The organism is Methylomonas defluvii (assembly GCF_033949435.1).
Taxonomy (GTDB): Bacteria; Pseudomonadota; Gammaproteobacteria; order Methylococcales; family Methylomonadaceae; genus Methylomonas; species Methylomonas defluvii.
This window is the reverse complement of record NZ_JAXARY010000006.1, coordinates 185208-203085: the sequence shown is the minus strand read 5'-3', so window position 1 is coordinate 203085 and position 17878 is coordinate 185208. Positions and strand designations below refer to the sequence as shown.

Annotated in this window: 16 protein-coding genes; 10 read left to right on the top strand and 6 right to left on the bottom strand. The window is 53.8% G+C overall.

All coding sequences use genetic code 11. From position 1 onward, the window contains the following. Positions 1-180 precede the first annotated feature (180 nt). Positions 181-927 carry a hypothetical protein gene (locus QLH52_RS08775; protein ID WP_319961272.1) on the top strand — a complete coding sequence of 249 codons (747 nt, stop codon included), beginning with the start codon at positions 181-183 and terminating at the stop codon, positions 925-927. A 172-nt stretch (positions 928-1099) separates the two neighbouring features. Beyond that, positions 1100-2353 carry a glutamate-5-semialdehyde dehydrogenase gene (locus tag QLH52_RS08770; protein ID WP_319961271.1) on the top strand — a complete coding sequence of 418 codons (1254 nt, stop codon included), beginning with the start codon at positions 1100-1102 and terminating at the stop codon, positions 2351-2353. Positions 2354-2401: 48 nt separating this feature from the next. On the opposite strand, the gene QLH52_RS08765 is transcribed toward QLH52_RS08770, so the two are convergent. The 4 genes from QLH52_RS08765 to QLH52_RS08750 all read right to left on the bottom strand — a co-directional run bounded on the left by QLH52_RS08765 (position 2402) and on the right by QLH52_RS08750 (position 6046). After that, entirely contained in the window at positions 2402-3334 is a 933-nt protein-coding gene (locus QLH52_RS08765) for a hypothetical protein (protein ID WP_240617990.1), read from the bottom strand. 269 nt (positions 3335-3603) lie between these two features. Continuing rightward, positions 3604-4053 (bottom strand): hypothetical protein, encoded by a 450-nt coding sequence (locus QLH52_RS08760; protein WP_165786281.1) that lies wholly within the window; start codon positions 4051-4053, stop codon positions 3604-3606. A 120-nt stretch (positions 4054-4173) separates the two neighbouring features. Next, positions 4174-4599 (bottom strand): VOC family protein, encoded by a 426-nt coding sequence (locus QLH52_RS08755; RefSeq protein ID WP_171696384.1) that lies wholly within the window; start codon positions 4597-4599, stop codon positions 4174-4176. 82 nt (positions 4600-4681) lie between these two features. Beyond that, positions 4682-6046 (bottom strand): cytochrome P450, encoded by a 1365-nt coding sequence (locus QLH52_RS08750; protein WP_319961270.1) that lies wholly within the window; start codon positions 6044-6046, stop codon positions 4682-4684. Positions 6047-6417: 371 nt separating this feature from the next. Here QLH52_RS08750 and QLH52_RS08745 point away from each other — a divergent pair, with 371 nt between their 5' ends. The 5 genes from QLH52_RS08745 to csb2 all read left to right on the top strand — a co-directional run bounded on the left by QLH52_RS08745 (position 6418) and on the right by csb2 (position 14804). Further along, the gene (locus QLH52_RS08745; RefSeq protein ID WP_319961269.1) at positions 6418-7389 is read left to right on the top strand and encodes a helix-turn-helix transcriptional regulator; all 972 of its coding nucleotides are present in this window, start codon (positions 6418-6420) and stop codon (positions 7387-7389) included. Between the two features lie 92 nt (positions 7390-7481). Further along, a complete protein-coding gene (gene cas3g / locus QLH52_RS08740; protein WP_319961268.1) occupies positions 7482-9836 on the top strand; it encodes a type I-G CRISPR-associated helicase/endonuclease Cas3g in 2355 nt (784 codons plus the stop codon). Continuing rightward, positions 9833-12124: a type I-G CRISPR-associated protein Cas8g1/Csx17 gene (cas8g1, locus tag QLH52_RS08735; RefSeq protein WP_319961267.1), complete on the top strand. Its 2292-nt coding sequence runs from the start codon at positions 9833-9835 to the stop codon at positions 12122-12124. Before cas3g ends, cas8g1 begins: the two co-directional genes overlap by 4 nt. Before the next feature lie 163 nt (positions 12125-12287). Next, a complete protein-coding gene (gene cas7g, locus QLH52_RS08730) occupies positions 12288-13283 on the top strand; it encodes a type I-G CRISPR-associated RAMP protein Csb1/Cas7g (RefSeq protein WP_319961266.1) in 996 nt (331 codons plus the stop codon). Between the two features lie 3 nt (positions 13284-13286). Next, positions 13287-14804, top strand: a complete 1518-nt coding sequence (csb2, locus tag QLH52_RS08725) for a type I-G CRISPR-associated protein Csb2 (protein ID WP_319961265.1) — start codon at positions 13287-13289, stop codon at positions 14802-14804. Between the two features lie 4 nt (positions 14805-14808). Here csb2 and QLH52_RS08720 read toward each other — a convergent pair whose 3' ends face one another. Both QLH52_RS08720 and QLH52_RS08715 read right to left on the bottom strand, forming a co-directional pair. Continuing rightward, on the bottom strand, positions 14809-15153 hold the full coding sequence (locus QLH52_RS08720; protein WP_319961264.1) for a type II toxin-antitoxin system PemK/MazF family toxin: 345 nt from the start codon (positions 15151-15153) through the stop codon (positions 14809-14811). After that, complete coding sequence (locus tag QLH52_RS08715) at positions 15150-15458, bottom strand: ribbon-helix-helix protein, CopG family (RefSeq protein ID WP_319961263.1); 309 nt, start codon at positions 15456-15458, stop codon at positions 15150-15152. Before QLH52_RS08715 ends, QLH52_RS08720 begins: the two co-directional genes overlap by 4 nt. 115 nt (positions 15459-15573) lie before the next feature. Here QLH52_RS08715 and QLH52_RS08710 point away from each other — a divergent pair, with 115 nt between their 5' ends. Genes QLH52_RS08710 through cas2 form a run of 3 tightly spaced genes read left to right on the top strand, consistent with a single transcriptional unit; the run spans position 15574 to position 17777 of the window. Next, the gene (locus QLH52_RS08710; protein WP_319961262.1) at positions 15574-15735 is read left to right on the top strand and encodes a hypothetical protein; all 162 of its coding nucleotides are present in this window, start codon (positions 15574-15576) and stop codon (positions 15733-15735) included. Between the two features lie 24 nt (positions 15736-15759). Further along, positions 15760-17481 carry a CRISPR-associated endonuclease Cas4g/Cas1g gene (gene cas4g/cas1g, locus QLH52_RS08705; protein ID WP_319961261.1) on the top strand — a complete coding sequence of 574 codons (1722 nt, stop codon included), beginning with the start codon at positions 15760-15762 and terminating at the stop codon, positions 17479-17481. Further along, a complete protein-coding gene (gene cas2, locus QLH52_RS08700) occupies positions 17481-17777 on the top strand; it encodes a CRISPR-associated endonuclease Cas2 (RefSeq protein ID WP_319961260.1) in 297 nt (98 codons plus the stop codon). Before cas4g/cas1g ends, cas2 begins: the two co-directional genes overlap by 1 nt. The last annotated feature ends 101 nt before the right edge of the window (positions 17778-17878 follow it).

The window sequence follows — 17878 nt, the reverse complement described above, 5'->3', positions numbered from 1 at the left end:
AGCAGGGATGTCTATGCTTCTATCTCAGCGTTTTAGATGTGACGTGGTTATTGATCCTGGCGTTGCTGATTGACTGTCGTTGTTTGCCTATTCGTTTGGTCAAAATTGTCATATAGCATTCGAAACTGGGACGTAGCCAATTACTTAAAAATATTTATTGAAATTTATGGAAGACTGGAAATGACCTTGGAATTTAAACTTCAGGCCTGGGCAATTATTCTTAATAGCTTAAAAACGGCTTGGAGAATTAAGAAAATATTCTTCAATGTAATATCACTGCCGGCTTTAATTTTATTAGTTTATTATGCGCTGGTCTTTAACTACGCTAAAAACATTGGAATCCCGTTAATGTTGGTACTTATGGGAATATTAGGCATAGGTTTGTCCTGGCTTGCAGTGGTATGTCAACGTCTTATTCTTGTCAGCGATTTTACAGCTTATAACAGTTTTGACTTCAGAATGGGGGTGCGGGCTGCTAAATTTTTAGTGATGATTTTTCAGGTATGTATAGTCGTGTGGCTTGTTGAAGGAGTAGTTTTTATGAGTATGTTGTTTATGTTTAACAAGTATTTTCCTTTCAATGGACTAGAGGATATAAACTATTGGATTAAATCATTCTCCCAAGTTATAGGGGGATATGCACTAGCTAGGCTCAGTTTGGTTTTTCCCGCTACTGCTATCGACAAAAAAGTAAGTTTAAAGTGGTCTTGGGTTGTTACTAGAGGTAATGGTTTGAACATGTTTGCCATCGTCGGTTTGTTTCCGGCGTTTTTTGATTTTATTATTACGTCGCTCTGGCGTGAAAATGCTACCGACGTTGAAAACGTGTTGTTATCAATAATATCTTTTTTTGTTATCGCCATTGAGGTTTTCGCTCTTTCACTTACTTATAGGGAGTTTGAGCGTTTTTATAGTGATAGCCAGTAGGATATGCAAGGTGCAGCGTCTTGAACGTGATTGGTAGATAGTAAACTCGCCATACCCAACGTAAGATTTGGGTGTAGATTATTCTTCGAGGTGCGAGCGCTGGTGACCTTTAATTCCTTACGTAAAAAAACCGGTCAGTATCAGCAGCCTCAAAATCAATTTTTTAAGACATATGACTATCAACACCGTCCAAACCATCGCCCAACAAAGCCGCGCCGCGTCGCGCCAATTAGCATCAGCGTCCGAATCTGCGCGCAATCGGGCCTTGGCGAAAATGGCCGAAGCGCTGGACTCGGTCAGGCAGAAGGTGCTGGAGGTAAACGCCCAGGAAATCGTCAAAGCTCGAGACGAAGGACAGTCTGAAGCGATGGTAAAGCGGTTGACAATAGACGACAAAACCTTTGATTACATGTTGTCGCGCCTGAAAAAAGTGGCGCAGTTGCCGGACCCGTTAAACCGGATACTGACCGGCCATACCAATCCGGCCGGGTTGCGGGTTTACAAAAAATCGGTGCCGCTGGGCGTGATCGGCATCATTTACGAATCGCGCCCGAACGTCACCACCGATGCCGCCGGGGTGTGCATCAAAAGCGGTAACGCGGTGATTTTGCGCGGTGGTTCGGAAGCCTTGCAAACCAACGCGATACTCACCGATGCGATGATTGCCGGCGCGGTCGCGGCCGGTCTGCCTGAACATGCGATACAGATCATCCGCACCCCCGGCCACGAAGCGGTGGGTGAGCTGCTGAAAATGGATGAATACATCGACGTATTGATTCCGCGCGGCGGCAAAGGCTTGATCAAGCGCATCGCCGAAGGCACGCGGATTCCGGTCATTAAGCATTACGACGGCATTTGCCACCTGTATCTCGCCGCCGATGCCGATCCGGAGCAAGCCGTCGCGCTGGCGGTCAATTCCAAATGCCAAAGCGTGCAGGTTTGTAATGCGCTGGAAACCTTGCTGGTGGACAGCGCATGCGCGGCACAGTTGCTGCCGTTGCTGCAAACCGCATTTGCCGAAAACCGCATCGAACTGCGCGGCTGCGAACAAACCCAAAAGCTGTTGCCCGGTGTTGTCCCAGCGACGGAAGAAGACTGGCATAGCGAATATCTGGCGCCCATTCTGTCGGTGAAGATCGTGGACGGCATTCAACAGGCCATAGACCATATCAACCACTACGGTTCCGGCCACACCGACGGTATCGTCACGCAAAGCCTGAGCTTGGCTCGGCAGTTTGAAGAGCAGGTGGATTCGGCGTCGGTGATGATCAACGCCTCGACCCGTTTGTCGGGCGGCGGCGATTACGGCTTGGGTTCGGTGGTGGGTATCAGCACCGATAAGCTGCACGTGCGCGGCCCGGTCGGGCCGGATGAGCTTACCACCTACAAGTGGGTGGCGTATGGGGAGGGACATTTGCGCGGCTAGGTAGCAACGCTAGAGACCTGTCCGTGATTTAACTACAGGAAATGCCGATTATTTTTCTATCCTTAAGCCAATACCCATGTGATCGGTAACAGCCGCTGTATATCTGCCGCCGCCGCTTACTGGTGTCGATTGCGAGAGGTAGACGACTTCCGCCAGTTTTAGGCTAGTCGTGTTAAAAACGGCTACATCGTATTTTTTGGTGGCCGTGCTGTTAGTGCCTTCAAAGCTGCGTTGATGCGAGTCGAAGGGATTTATGCTGTCACCGGGGTGGGCGTCGCTAAATTTGATGCCCAACGCTCGACTAAGCACTCTGGCGGTAAAATCGTTGGTCGGCTGATTCGTATCGCCCATTACCACGTCAATCGGCCCCAGTCCGGCTTGAATCACCACGCTGTTAATTTTTTGGTAATAGCTCATCAGGCTATTTTCATCTTTGGCGATGGAATTTGGCACGTGTACGAATACCACGATGATGTTGTAACACGCTATCGCCAGCCAACCGTCGCCTTCGCCCAGAAATTTGTTGGCCGCATCTTTAGTGGAATGGACGCTAAAGCAATTACAAGCCTTGGCAGGCGAGGATGTATGAATCAATTGCCCGGCGTTGCTATGCAGGGATGTCCAGTCCGAATGGCTGCTGTCCAGTTCGCCGCACACCAGTAAATCGGCGCCGCCGAAAGCGCGTATCAGGTTTTGGTAAATTTGCCGGACCTTATTGGCAACCATACTCGAAAAACTGTCGTTGCTGTGTTGGCCTTTATCCATGTATCCGGACGACGCTGTCGAACGCAGTTCGGCTGGTCCTTGTACCGGAATGTCCGGCGAAATATCGGGCGCGGTCGGCAGAACCAGATTCCAGGGGGCCGAATTTTGCGCCATATGCTCATGTGTCATTCTCGTGAAGTACTGAGAATTGGAGGCGCTGATACCGTGCTCGGAACTGGAGTTAGAGTTAAGGGATTGGTACGCAATAATCGGCATGTTTAGGTCCTTAAATCCGCTGAGATTTTGTTTGGAAGCAAAGAGAATATCGCGCTGAGATAGATCAATGAGGATATTGTCCGCCGATGGTAGCAGTTTGTCAGGCGGCTCTCAACAGCCTGTTTGGCGGCTTGGATAACCGGTCTTTGCGCAAATGGATTAACCGGGACTTTGCAGTCCGGAGCCTTTGGACCACGCAGCGATTCGGTATAGCCGCTGTGCTCCCGCCTGCGCGGGAGCGACGATATTGGCCAGGGGCGGATTAATAATCAGTTTTCGCCTCTACTGATATTATGCTGATGCTCAATAGATTCGGTTAAGTTATAGCCGTTGTCATTAAATAAATCGCCGGTAAAAAACAAGCGCATATCGATAATCCAGCCTATTTTTCTTTGCTTGTTATTTTCGACAATAATAGTCGCCAGCTTTTGGTTGTTATCAATAACCTGCGTCACAATGGTCTTTGGATAATCAGGATCTTCTTTTAAAGCTCCGGATACTATGCGCTGAGCCGATTCTATGGTTAGTATCTGGGTGATATTAGGGGTTGCCGAGTTTTTATCGTTTATTAACGATTGCGCTTTAAAATAACCAATATCGTAAGCCAGTTTGGCAATCAGGCTAATGACAATAGCCACGCCCCAAACGGACAGGCCGATTTTTAATCGTCTTCTAACGCGAGGATGAGATAGTCTTTGCAGAAAAACTCTAAATTTCATTTTGATGTGATTATCCGGCCTTATCGGCCACTATTGAATATTAATGGTTGCAGTTTTTGCCCAATAACGCCCGAACAACTGATATAACGCCAGTGCAAGGCGGGGTATTGGAATCTTGGTTTAGTTCGGCAGTTGCACAAAACCGTGTTGGTCGATTGGAAAAAAAGGATTGAAACAAACCTCCCAAAGAAAGCCGTCGGGGTCGGAAAAATACCCTCTGAAGCCGCCCCAAGCCGCTTTTTCGCCCGGACGAACCAGCTTACCTCCCGCCGAAACCGCTTCAAGCAAGGTCGCGTCAACTTCTTTTGCCGATGCGACGTTGTGAGCCAGCGAAAATCCGGCAAAGCCTGAGCCATCGGCCGATACCATTGCGTCGTCTGCTAATGCTTCGCGGCCATACAACGCAAATGCCAGGCTCCCTACTTGGAAGAATGCCACTTCCTGCTGGCTGCCGGAAGACTCTTGCCAACCCAGTGCCTTATAAAAACGCCGGCTTCTAGCCAAATCGGCTACGCCTAGTGTGACAAAACTAATGGTCTGTTTCATGACGCTCCCTGTTACGTAAAAAGGCCGTCTAGTCGGCCCGTGCGACGCCGACTAGCTATAACCGTCAGCGCAGACCGTAAGCTTAACCAATTGGTTCCACTCTGCCAACAACCGGACGGTCCGGTTTCAACGTAACGCTGAAGGCTTCTTTGACGGAAATGTCGGTTTCGAAGGTAAATGCCTTGAAAAAACTGGCTATGACCAACAGCATTTCCAGCTCGGCAAAATGACGCCCTATACAATTATGCAAACCGCCGCCGAACGGAAAAAAGGCGTATTTGTGTCCGCCGGGCGTCGCGGTTTCCAGAAATCTGTCGGGATTAAAAGCGTCCGGGCTGTCCCAAAGCCGGGCGCTATGGTGAGTGGTGTGCATGCTCAATAACACGATGGTACCGGCGGGAATCGCATAATCGCCCAGCTCTATGTCCTGAATGGTTTGCGTGGACAGCGCCGACGTGGGCGGATACAGGCGCAGGGTTTCGTTCAACGCGGCTTTGGTATAACTCAGCTGGCCCAAGTGCGCGGCGCTTAAGGTTTCGTTCGGCAAGCTGCGGATTTCGGCGGCGATCTTGTCGCGTACCTCCGGGTGCCTGCCGGTTAAATAAAAAAACCATACCAAGGTATTGATGGTGGTTTCCTGGCCGGCGAAGAACAGATTGACGGCTTCGTCTTGCAGCAAATTGTCGGGCATCGTGTAACCGGTACTGCGGTCGCTGGCTTGCATTAACTGCGATATCAGACTTTGTCCCGGATTCGTCCGCGTCTGCGCAATTTCCGCACCGATAAAGGTTTGCAGATAGTTCACGGCGGCGAGATAACGCTTGGATTTTAGCGGGATGAAGCGTTTCAAACGGCGGCCAAGCACAATTTCGCTGCCCAACTGTACCGGCAACTCCTGACAGATGATTTCAATCACCTTGATCAGCTCCGCGCCGTTGCTTAGCTGATCCACGGACTTGCCCAGCAGGATGCGGATAAAAATCCGCTGAATCAGCCGCTTTATCTCCGTGCTTAAATCAACTTGGCCGGACGCCGCCTTTTTCAACTCTTCCGCCATCGCCGCCGCTTCTTCGACCATGATCAACTCATAGTTTTTAACCGTGTCCTTGGTAAACAAAGGTTGCATCAAGCGGCGCTGTTTACTCCAAACCTGGCTTTCGCTATTGACCAAGCCGTTACCGAACAGCGATTTCTTGGCACTATAAAGAAAATTTCGGTTCAACTGGCCTTTGCCCTCCAGATTGAAAATCTGCTCTATATATTCCGGGTCGCAGACGAACAGAATTTTTCTGCCCAACAGCCGTCCCAACACCAGCTCGCCGTATTGCTTATGAATTCCGGCCAGCGTCGCCAACGGCCGCCAGATCAACTGCATCATCGGTAAAAGCACCGAATGCTCGGGCAGTGAGGTTTTTTTCGAACGGTTCAATAAAGTCGAGTTTTCCATGGTTTCAATCGATCATAGACTGCAGTTTTAACGATCATTCAGCCCGCGGCCCGCATGTTAAGCGGACGCCGTTGAATTGCCTTCCTCATATGCAAGCGGGCTGGAGTCAGGAACGTAAAGTAAGGTTAAAGCTTTGTTGAGCCCATTATCACCAGCTTCTCCCAAAGGGCAATGGCAGTTTTTGCCTGTCTTAAGCAAGGCTGGTAAGACAAGGCATCATCTTGCCAAGTTTAGCGGGTAAAGGTGTCATCATGCGGCTGGCTTTATAGGTTTTGGCAAACTCAGTCCGGCCCGTAAAGGTCAGCCCGGCCATGCTTGAAAAACTGGTCTAAGCTGTTAGCGACAAATCATCAAGGATAGAGATTTCCGCCATGCATCACCTCGACAAAATCGTCAAACTCCACGGCTTGCTGAAAAACCGCCGCACGCCGATTTCCGGATCAGAAATAGACAAAGAACTGGTTTGCTCAAAAGCCACCCGTCAGCGCTTGGTGGACGACTTGCGCTACCGTTTGAACGCGCCGCTGGTCTGCGACCGCAGCGCCGGCGGTTACTACTACGACCGCGACGACCCGCGCCACCCGTTCGAACTACCCGGCATCTGGCTCACCGCCGAAGAACTGCAAGCCCTGATCGCCTGCCAACACCTGCTCGGCAACCTGGCGCCGGGCTTATTGCAAAATGAAATCGGCCAACTCCGCGACCATCTGCAAAAACTGCTGGACCGCTCGCCGGGCGTTAAGACCCCGCAATTGGGCCGCATCAAAATCCTTAGCCAAGCCTACCGCAGCCGCAACGACGACTTGTTTCTGACCTTGGTCCAAGCCCTGTTCAATCAACACCGGCTAATTATCCAGTATCACGCCCGCAGCGACGACCAAACCAGCGAGCGATCGGTATCGCCGCAAAATCTGGTTTTGTACAAAGACAACTGGTACCTCGATGCCTACTGCCACCAGCGCAACGAACCGCGTACCTTCGCGCTGGACCGCATCAGATCGGCAACCGCCAGCGGCGAACCGGCGCAACTGCTGGACCCGGCCACGCTGCAACAACATTTTGGCTCCTCCTACGGCATCTTCGCCGGCATGCCCAAACACACCGCCATCCTCAATTTCTCCGCCAAAGCCGGCCGCTGGGTAGCCGACGAAACCTGGCACAGCCAACAAGAACACGAGTGGCTAACCGATGGCCGCTACCAACTACGCATCCCCTTCAACCGTCACGAAGAGCTACTGATGGATATTTTGAAATACGGCGCCGAGGTGGAGGTAGTGGAGCCGGGGTTTTTGCGGGAGTTGGTCAGGCAAGAAGCGGAGAAGTTGCTGGCGCTTTACCGATGACTTGAAAAATAGTTGTACGAAAAAAATCTCGGCCTCAGGTTCTGAGACCGAGCCATGTTAGAAAACGTTTACCCTGATTCAAAAGGTTTGCCATGAGCGACTACAGCGCATTTTTCAGACAAGCAACATTGTTAGCGGAACCTTTTCCGTATCAACAAACCCTTGCCCAAGCTGCTTGGCCGGATTTCCTGGAAATTCCAACCGGCCTCGGCAAAACCGCCGCAATCATATTGGCGTGGCTTTATAAACGCCAAGTCGCGCATGATGCCGACACGCCGCGCCGACTGGTGTACTGCTTACCGATGCGGGTTTTGGTCGAGCAAACCCAAGCCAACATCGATTCCTGGCTAGAACGCTTGAATCTGCAAGATCAAGTCAATGTTCACATTTTGATGGGCGGCGAAGACGGCCAATCCTGGGTGATGCAACCGGAAAAAGACGCTATTCTGATCGGTACTCAGGACATGCTGTTGTCGCGCGCCTTAATGCGCGGCTACGGCGTTAGCCGTTACCAATGGCCTGTGCATTTTGCCTTGCTGCATAACGAGGCACTGTGGGTGTTCGACGAAGTGCAGTTGATGGGGGCGGGCTTATCGACCAGCGCGCAAGTGGAAGCCTTCCGGCGTACGCTGACAACCAGTGTCGTCACAAAAAGCCTTTGGGTTTCCGCCACCTTAAATCGCGATTGGTTGAATACAGTAGACTTTGCCGATTATTTGCCAAAGGCAATCAGTTTGCCATTGAGCAGCGCCGAACAAGCCCTGCCAGAGGTACAACGACGCATTAAGGCGATAAAGCGCCTTTCCAAAGCGGCATGCCTGCTAAGCACCGAAACCAAAAAAAACTACGTCGCGCAACTCGCCGAACTGGTTAGCCAACAGCATCAACTAGGGACGAACAGTTTGGTGATCGTCAATCGGGTCGAACGCGCGCAGCAGATATATGCTCAACTGAAAAAGCAAAAGCCGGCGGCGGAATTATTGTTGGTTCATGCCCGATTCCGGCTGCAAGAGCGGCGGCAACTCAACCAGCGTTTACAGCAAGTGGCACCGGAAGCGGGCCGCATCATCATCGCCACCCAAGCCATCGAAGCCGGGGTGGATATTTCCAGCAAGACCTTGTTTACCGAGATTGCGCCGTGGTCGTCGTTGGTCCAACGCTTCGGGCGCTGCAACCGTTACGGCGAATATAACCAAACCGGCGGCGCGGATATTTTCTGGATCGACATCGAAGACGATACCTTGCCCTACGCGCCGGAGGATTTTGCACTTAGCCGCAGCCATTTGCTGAGTCTGGAGAGCGCCACGCCGTCCGAACTGCCGAAAGTGACCACTGAACAGGCGATTCATCCCGTCCTGCGCAAAAAAGATTTTCTGGATTTGTTCAACACCGACGCCGACCTGAGCGGCTTCGACACCGACATTTCCCCATTCATCCGTGACCAAGGCGCGGCGCAACTACGGGTGTTTTGGCGCGACATCGAAAAGCCGCAGACTGACGAACCGCAACCTTTGCATAGCGAGCTTTGCCCGGTGTCGATGGGACAAATCAAAGACTATTTCAAAGACAAGGAGCGAGCCGCTTTCGTCTGGGACGGCTTGGCAAAAACTTGGAAAAAGATCGATCAGCCATTTCCGGGCATGACCTTGCTCTTGCTGGCCCGACACGGCGGTTACGATCTGGAATCAGGCTTCGATCCCATCAAAAAACCAGCGATGCCGGTCGTGTTGTCGGAAGCGGCGCAAAGCGATGACAGTTTTACCGGCGACCAAGATAGCCGTAAAACCAAGGCGATAGAACTGCCCGCTCATTTGCGGCATGTTTTCGAACATGCCCAACACTTGGTAGAACAGGTGCAGGCCCAAGCAATTGGAAAACACGCGGTAGTTACAGCCGCTGCTTGGCATGACGTGGGTAAATCGCACAAAGTATTTCAACACACCATGCTGCAAGATGAACGGCTGAGCGATGAAAAGCTTTGGGCCAAATCCGCGGCAAACGCCGGTCACCAACGCCGATATTTCCGCCACGAACTGGCCTCCATGCTGGCGTGGCTAATCAACAACGCCGAACATCCGCAACGCGACCTGATTGCCTATTTGATCGTCGCCCACCACGGCAAAGTGCGCTTAAGCATCAGAGCCATGCCGGACGAAAAGCCTCCCAAGGACAAGCCGCATATCCTGTTTGCCCGTGGCGTTTACCAAGGCGACCGTTTGCCGGAAGTTGCCATCCTCGACCAAATCATGCCGGCTACCGAGTTGCGGCTGGAATTGATGCAACTGGGCGAAACCGAAGTGATGGGGCCGTCTTGGACCACGCGCGTGCAGAACCTATTGCGCGAATACGGCCCATTCGAACTGGCCTGGTACGAAACCCTGGTCCGCATCGCCGACTGGCGCGCCTCGGAAGCCGAACAACAAGAGGGTACGGAGAATCCGCTATGAGCCACGAAATCGAATTAAAAGGCTGCGCACCTACACCGCTGGCCTATTACCTGAAGGCGCTGGGCATACTGCGTTTGGTCGCGGAGCAGAAAGACCCGAATGCGAAAGGTTGCTGGCGGGACGAGGCCTTTGTGTTGCAAAGCAGTTTGGATAAAGAAAGTCTGTTGCGGTTTTTTCTGGATGAGTATCGACCCACGCCGATTACCGCGCCTTGGAATGGCGGGAGCGGATTTTACTTTCAGGAAGGCAAGACCAGTAACGTCGATCCTGAAACCGGAAAAAAATTAAAAACCGGCGTACGAGATCAGGAGACAGAAGCCACTCGCACGGTTAAAGCTTTTATCGATAGCGAATGCGACCGTTTTGCTGTTTATCGGGATGTACTAATACAAATACGCTCATTGCTGACCAAGCACGATTGCCAGGAAGCGCCAAAAGCAGAGGCCAAAGACCTGATGCTGCAAATTTTCCGCAATACCTTTCCCGATGTTTTCCTTAGTTGGTTGGACGCCGTTTTGCTGATCGGCACCGATAAAACCTTTTTTCCGCCATTGCTTGGAACCGGCGGCAATGATGGCAACTTGGACTTCACCAACAATTTCATGCAGCGGCAACTACAGTTGTTCGACCCTCTTACCGGCCAAGCGACAGTATCGAGCGCAGCTTGGCTATCAAACTCGCTATTTGCCGATGCCACACCACAGATGCACAAAGACGCGGCCATTGGACAATTTTTCCCCGGTAACGCGGGTGGCCCGAACGCAACGGTGGGCTTCGAGGCCAAATCGCTGATAAATCCTTGGGACTTTGTGCTGATGCTGGAAGGGGCGTTGTTGTTTGCCGCCAATACCACCAGACGCTTGCAGCAGGATAAAAACAGTAGTTTGAGTTACCCCTTCACCGTTCGGATGGCCGGTGGCGGTAGTGGTGCGGGCAACCAAAACGACGAAGCGGATTCGCATGACGAAATCTGGTTGCCTGTGTGGTATCAAGCGACAGGTCTAAACGAGTTAAACGGCTTGTTTCAAGAAGGCCGGGCCACCGTGGGCAGAAGACCAGCCAAAGACGGCTTGGACTTCGCGCGTGCCGTGGCGTCCTTGGGCGTGGATCGCGGCATTACCGAATTTCAGCGCTACGGGTTCATGATGCGTTCCGGTAAATCGTATCTGGCTACACCGATAAGCCGGATTGCAACGCGCGCTAACCCATCGGCAGAATTGATTAACGATTTGGAACGCAACCGCTTTTTGGACGGTTTGCGCCGCTTTGCCCGCAGTGACAAAGCGTCGGCGCGATTGGCCTCATTGGCGCATCAACTGGAAAACCGTTTGTTCGACCTCACGCGCGGCGCGGATCGTCGGGTTTGCCAAGACATTTTGATGTTACTCGGCAAAATTCAACGCACTGTCAGTATCAGCCCGAAAGCAAAAGAAGACATTCACCAATCGATACCCTTATTAAGCACGCAGTGGCTGGTCGCCAGCGACGATGCCAGCCCGGAGTTTCGATTAGCCTGCGCTTTGGCCGGCTTAAAAGCCGTTGGCGGCGGATCAACAAAATCCGCATTACAGGAAAGCCCTACCGAATCGGTTTTCGACACATCTGCCGGTTTGCCTATGCGCTTACATTTTGCCGGCATCAAACTCGACAAGAAAGGCTATGTCTGGGACAACGAATCGCGGCTGGCCGTTTGGGGCGAAGGTTCTCTCACGCAAAATCTGAATGAAACCCTGCGTTGCCGCTGGCTGGCGGCGCAACGGCTTTCACATAAGGACAAACCCTTTGCCTATGGTGTCGGCGCCAATCAAGCCGATATAGCCGCATTTTTGGCTGGCTCTGTGGATGATCGGCGGATCAGCGACTTGGTGCAGGGCTTGGCATTGCTCAAGGACTTCAACTCAACCGGACTTCAAACACCCACAATTCGGCATGCCGCATTGCCCGCCGCCTATGCCTTGCTTAAGCCGTTTTTCGTGCCGGATCGCGAATTGGTCAGAATCGGTCTCTTGGCGGCGGATGCCAAGCTACCGCTACGCGGCGAGTTACTGTCCTGGTTGGCCGCCAATCAAACGCAAAAAACCGTCGATTGGGCTTGGGCCAAGCTGCGCCAAGTCGGCGTCGGTTTGCCGCATTTCCCGCAGCAAGCGCCAAGAGCAGTTGGAATCGATGGGCCTCGCCTGTTGGCGGCGTTAGCTTTTCCGCTCGCATCCGGCCAACTGAAAAGTCTGTTGCTGACGCTGGGCACCGGTGAAAAAGCAACGGAACAGCAAGCCGAATCGGCCCAATGACATTTACCTCACATATTCCTTGTTCCAACGCGCCGCGTTGGAATACCGGGCTTGAACGCGCGGCGGTCAGCCTAGGCACCGCAGCGCGGTGCATTCGGGTTACCACGCAGCGCGTGGTAACCAGGGAATTGCATATTTTTATTTTGTTACCAGGAGATAAACCATGAGTATCGACTTTTCCGCTCTACACGCCGCCCCAAGACTGTTGATCGAGGCCGAATTACAACCCCTGCAAGGCGCGCGTTTTCAGCCCACCGGATTTCCCGACTTGGGCGCCGCCGTTTACGATGGACCCAACGGAAATCGACTACTGCTGGTGGAATCGGCGCAGAGTATGGCTAACCGGATGGAGACCGTTTGCTGGGATGCGCCGAATGATGATTGGGTGGCCCCGCTAAAAGGCTTACCCTTGATTAAGGTGATTGATAATCAAGGGAAACCTTTAACCAACACAGTACAGGAAGCCCACCGCCTAAACTCGGCATACGTCCTTGAGGGAAAAGACCAAACAGTCTTTGATAAATTGAAAGCCGAATTGGCGGACATGGACGAGGGGGCAGTAGATCTCAAAAAGCTCGCTGCGGTCGTACTGAGATACGACGCAAACGCCTTGCTCCACGGCTTGTTTCTTGCGAAAAAAGAATTGGCAGGCGGTCGCTTACGCTTGCCCCGCGTCGTGTCGTCGTTCATCGAAGCGGAAGACGTGAATTTGGCGCAAAGCGGCGGCGTCAAAAACGACCACGTTAATCCGTCCGGCGATACCGCCAAAGGTTTCGGCAACGTTCCTTATTCGCGCAGCGACTACACAGCACCCAAAATCACTGCTTACTTCAACATCGACCTCGCTCAAATACGCGGTTTCGGCCTGGGCATTGCGGTGGAGCAATTGCTGATCGCCTTGGCGCTCTACAAAATCCGGGCGGTTCTGGACTTCGGTTTGCGCTTACGCACCGCCTGCGATTTGGATGTCAAACAACTGACCGTTACCCGTCCAGACGCTTGGGAACTGCCTGAGCGTAATACCCTGGAAGCCGTGTTACCGGGGTTGATTGCCGCCGTTGCCGCCGAAAACCGCTTTGCCGAGCCGCGGGTTACCACGGTCACCTGGGAAAAAGGCAAAGCCAAAAAGCCCAAGGCCGAAACGGAAAGCGAGGACTAAGCCATGCTTACGCTATCGCTCAGCTTTCCCGGCGGGCGTTACCACGCCACGCCGTGGGGCAGGCACGTCAACGAGGCGGACGTGGCTTGGCCGCCCGACGCATGGCGCTTGACCCGCGCCTTGATTGCCACCTGGTACCGTAAACTCGACCATCAGCGTTACCCAGAGACCTTGCTGACAAGCTTGCTCGGTTTGCTGGCGGACGAACCGCCGCATTACCGGCTGCCGACGGCGGTGCACAGTCATACCCGGCATTACATGCCCAATCGGCAAAAATCCACGTTGATTTTCGATGCCTTTGCCCGCATCGATCCGACTGAAGCGCTGATCGTGCACTGGCCCGAGTGCCAACTGAACGAGGCACAAACCGCATTGCTGGACGAACTTTTAGACTGCATCGGTTATGTCGGACGCGCCGAATCCTGGGTGGAAGCAAAACGCCTCGGCGATTGGAACGGAGAACCAAACTGTTTTCCGGGAAGCACCCAAATCGATCAAGAAACCGGCGAGATTCAGACCGAACCGGTGCAGTTATACGCACCGCTTACGCCCGATGCCTACGCCAATTTCCAGCAGCAAATGCAGTCCGGCTTAGCCTTGCGTAAGTTGAAAGCCTCCGAATCGAAAAGCATCAAGAAAACCCTGCCGACCAGTTGGTTGGAGGCGGTCAGCCTGGACACCGCCGACTTGCAAAACGCCGGCTGGAGCGCGCCGCCCGCCGCGCAAAAAATTCTCTATCAGCGCCCGATTCAAGCATTGAAAAGCAGCGTTGCCAGCCGTGCCAAACCTAAACCTAGCCCGCCCGCCGACACGGTGCGTTACGCCGTATACGGCAAGCCGTTGATGCGGGAATTGGATACCATCAGATTTGCCGAGCACGTGCGCCGAGCGGTGATGGGTAAGGCCAAATGGACATTGGGCGAAACCGCGATTCCTCCGTTGCTGTCCGGGCATGGCTTGAATGCCGATAACCGCCACTGTCACGCCTTTTACCTGCCGCAAGCCGACTCCAACGGCCTGCTCGATCACGTGCTAATTCACGTCCCGGCCGGTATTGACGGTGACATGCGCCGGGTTTTCGGCGCGTTAAAAACGGTCAAAGGCTTTGACGGCCAGGAATGGCACTTAATGCTGGAGCATATCGGCCAGCGTGAAGATTTCGAAAGCGTCTCGCCTATCGTCCAGACCGCCAGTGTTTGGCAGTCGCAAACGCCGTATCTGCACCCTTGGCATTGCAAAAAAGACTTCGACGTATCGGCGCAGATTCGCCGGGAATGTTGGGAACGCCAATGGGCCGAACCTACCGAAATCCGGCTGTTACCGAACATTAAGCCCAACGGCCGCGAACTCCGCCCGATTGACTTTCACCGCTTTCGAAGCAAAAGGGGGCTGGTGCAACCGGATACCCGAGGTTCGTTCTGGCAACTGACGTTCGCCGAACCGGTTACCGGCCCGCTGGCATTGGGTTTTGGTTGCCATTTTGGCTTGGGTTTGTTTGCTCCGGTAAAAGCCAATGAATAATGGCTCACCACAACCCCATCACCGCCCGCAAACTCTTCTCCACCGCCGCCAGTTCCTCGGCGGTGACGGTGGCGAGGGGGCCTTCGCCGAAGCGGGAGCGGTCGATGGCGCGCGGTTGTTCGGCCATGACGTAACTGGCGGCTTTCAGCCGGCCTTGCGGGGCAATCGGTATCCGCAACGGCGCCAGATTAGGCCGAAACTGGCTGGTCAGCGGCACCACCACGATCGTGGGCAGGCCGCCGGTAATCAGCGTATCGTCCTGCAACACCAGCACCGGCCTGATTTTGCCGATTTCGGCGCCTTTGTTGGGGTTCAGATTGGCGGTCCACACCTCGCCGCGTTTCATCATTCCCACCATTTTTCGTCGGGGTCGATACCGGCGGCGCGTTCATCAGCAATTATTCGGTCCAGGCCATCGTCCGCTGCGTCGAAATCCGCGGCAATTTGCAGCGCTTCCGCCCTGGCTTGCGGATCGTTGGCCAAGGCGTGCGCCGCGGCCACCATTTCCGCCATAAACCGCTCGCGTTCGTGGCGGGCCAGGTATTCGGTGATCGCCAGGCGGGCGATTTCCGATTGGCTTTTGCCTTCCAATTGGGCTTCGGCTTTGAGGTTGGCTTCCACATCGTCGGGTAAACGTAGGCTGATGGCGGGCATGGCGGACTCCTTCAAAAGACAAAATGACAGACAAATTGTATGACAAAACGTATAACAAACCTGGTTTTTTAATATGTGCGATGTAACGACAAGCGATTGGCCCGAAGAAGCGCCTGTGCCCTTAGATCATCCGGAGATTCCGCCGTTAATCCTCGAAGCCGTTTTACAGTATTGGCAACCGGGGTATGTTTTGCATCGAATGGTCACCAAGCAAGGCTTGGAGTGGTGGCTGCTCGATACCGAAGGCGGATTGATCGAAGCGTTTTGGCTTGACTAAATTTTAAGAGCAATCGAGCGAATCATGTCCGACGACCAAGTCCCCATCCAGCTAGAGCTACCGCTACCGTTCCCGGAGCTCTCCGGCGACATGCCTTTATTGCCGGCGCGGATGATTAACGAATACCAGTACTGCCCGCGCTTGGCTTATCTGGAATGGGTGCAGGGCGAATGGGCGGCGTCGGCGGACACCGTGGAAGGCGACCACGCCCATCGCCGGGTGGACAAGCCGTCCAAAAGCTTTCCGGAAGCCGACGAGTTGGACGACGCCGAGAAGCTGCATGGCCGCTCGATTACCCTGTCTTCCAACCGTTTAGGCCTGATCGCCAAGCTGGATTTGATCGAAGCCGAGGACGGCGTGGTCACGCCCATCGATTACAAACGCGGCAAGCGTCCGCACGTGGCGCGCGGTGCTTACGATCCGGAGCGGGTACAGCTTTGCGTGCAGGGCATGGTGTTGCAGGAACACGGTTATGTCTGCGAAGAAGGCGCGTTGTATTTCGTGCAAAGCCGCGAGCGGGTGCGGGTGGCTTTCGACGAAGAATTGAAGCAACTCACCGCCAATGCCATCAACGGTCTGCGCCTGATCGCCGCCGGCGGCCATATTCCGGAACCCTTGCAGGACAGTCCTAAATGCTCCGGTTGCTCGCTGGTGGGTATTTGTCTGCCGGACGAAGTCAATTACCTGCGCCACGCCGATCTCGAACCCCGGCCGCTGGCGGTGATGCGCGACGAAGCCTTGCCGGTTTACGTGCAAGCCTGGAAGGCCAAGATCGGCAAGAAGGGCGAGGAGCTGGAAATCAGCATCGACGACGAAAAAGTCCAAACCGCGCGGCTGGTGGACACTTCGCAAGTGGTGGTCATGGGCAACGTCTACATCACCACGCCGTGTTTGCAAGACCTGATGAAGCGCGAGATTCCGGTCAGTTGGCACAGCTACGGCGGCTGGTTTGTCGGCCACACCATCGGCACCGGCCATAAGAATGTCGAGTTGCGCACCGCCCAATATAAAGCCAGTTTCGACGACAAAACCTGTCTGGCAATTGCCCGCAATCTGGTGCGCGCCAAAATCCAGAATTGCCGAACCCAGGCCCGGCGCAATTGGCGCGCCGACGAGCCGGTGGAAATGTTGCTGGAACCGCTGAAGTCCCTGGCCGACAAATCGCAACGTGCGCTGGATTTACCGCAATTGTTGGGTATCGAAGGCGCGGCGGCGGCCTTGTATTTCGGCGCGTTCGATAAATTGATCAAAAAGCCGGACGACAGCAAACAGATGAGTTTTGACTTCAACACCCGCAACCGCCGCCCGCCCACCGATCCGGTCAACGCCTTGCTGTCGTTTGCGTATGCCATGCTGGTACGCACCTGGACCATGAATCTGAGCGCGGTTGGCCTGGACCCGTATCGCGGCTTTTACCACCAACCGCGTTACGGCCGCCCGGCGTTGGCGCTGGATTTGATGGAACCGTTTCGGCCCATCATCGCCGATTCCACGGTATTGCAAGTCATAAATAACGGCGAAGTGCGGCCCACCGACTTTATCTGTGCCGCCGGCAGCGTGGCCCTGAACGAGGGCGGCCGCAAGCGCTTCATCACCGCTTTCGAACGGCGCTTGAGCCAGGAAGTAACGCATCCCATCTTCGGCTACAAGGCCAATTATCGGCAGGTGTTCGAGATTCAGGCGCGCTTGTTCGGCCGCTATTTGCTCGGTGAATTGCCGGAATATCCCAACTTCACCACCCGCTGATGGCTGCCTACGAACACCTGTATATCGTCACTTACGACATCAGCGATACCAAACGCTGGCGGCGGGTGTTTCGGCTGATGAAAGGTTACGGCGATTGGCTGCAATTGTCGGTGTTTCAATGCCGGTTGAGCCGCAAACGCCATGCGGAATTGGTCTCGTTGCTGGATGGCATCATCCATCATAGCGACGACCATGTTCTGATTATAAATGTTGGGCCGGCGGAAACGGTCAAGCCCTCGGTGGTCAGTTTGGGCAAGGATTTCGACGTGGTGGAACGGCAGCCGGTCATCGTCTGATGTGGATTTTCCGCCGCCGCTTTGCGAGCGCTGTAGTGGCGCGCAAAAACCGGTCAGCTCTCGCAAGCCGGCAGCTCTTTAACAATCAAATACTTAGCAAA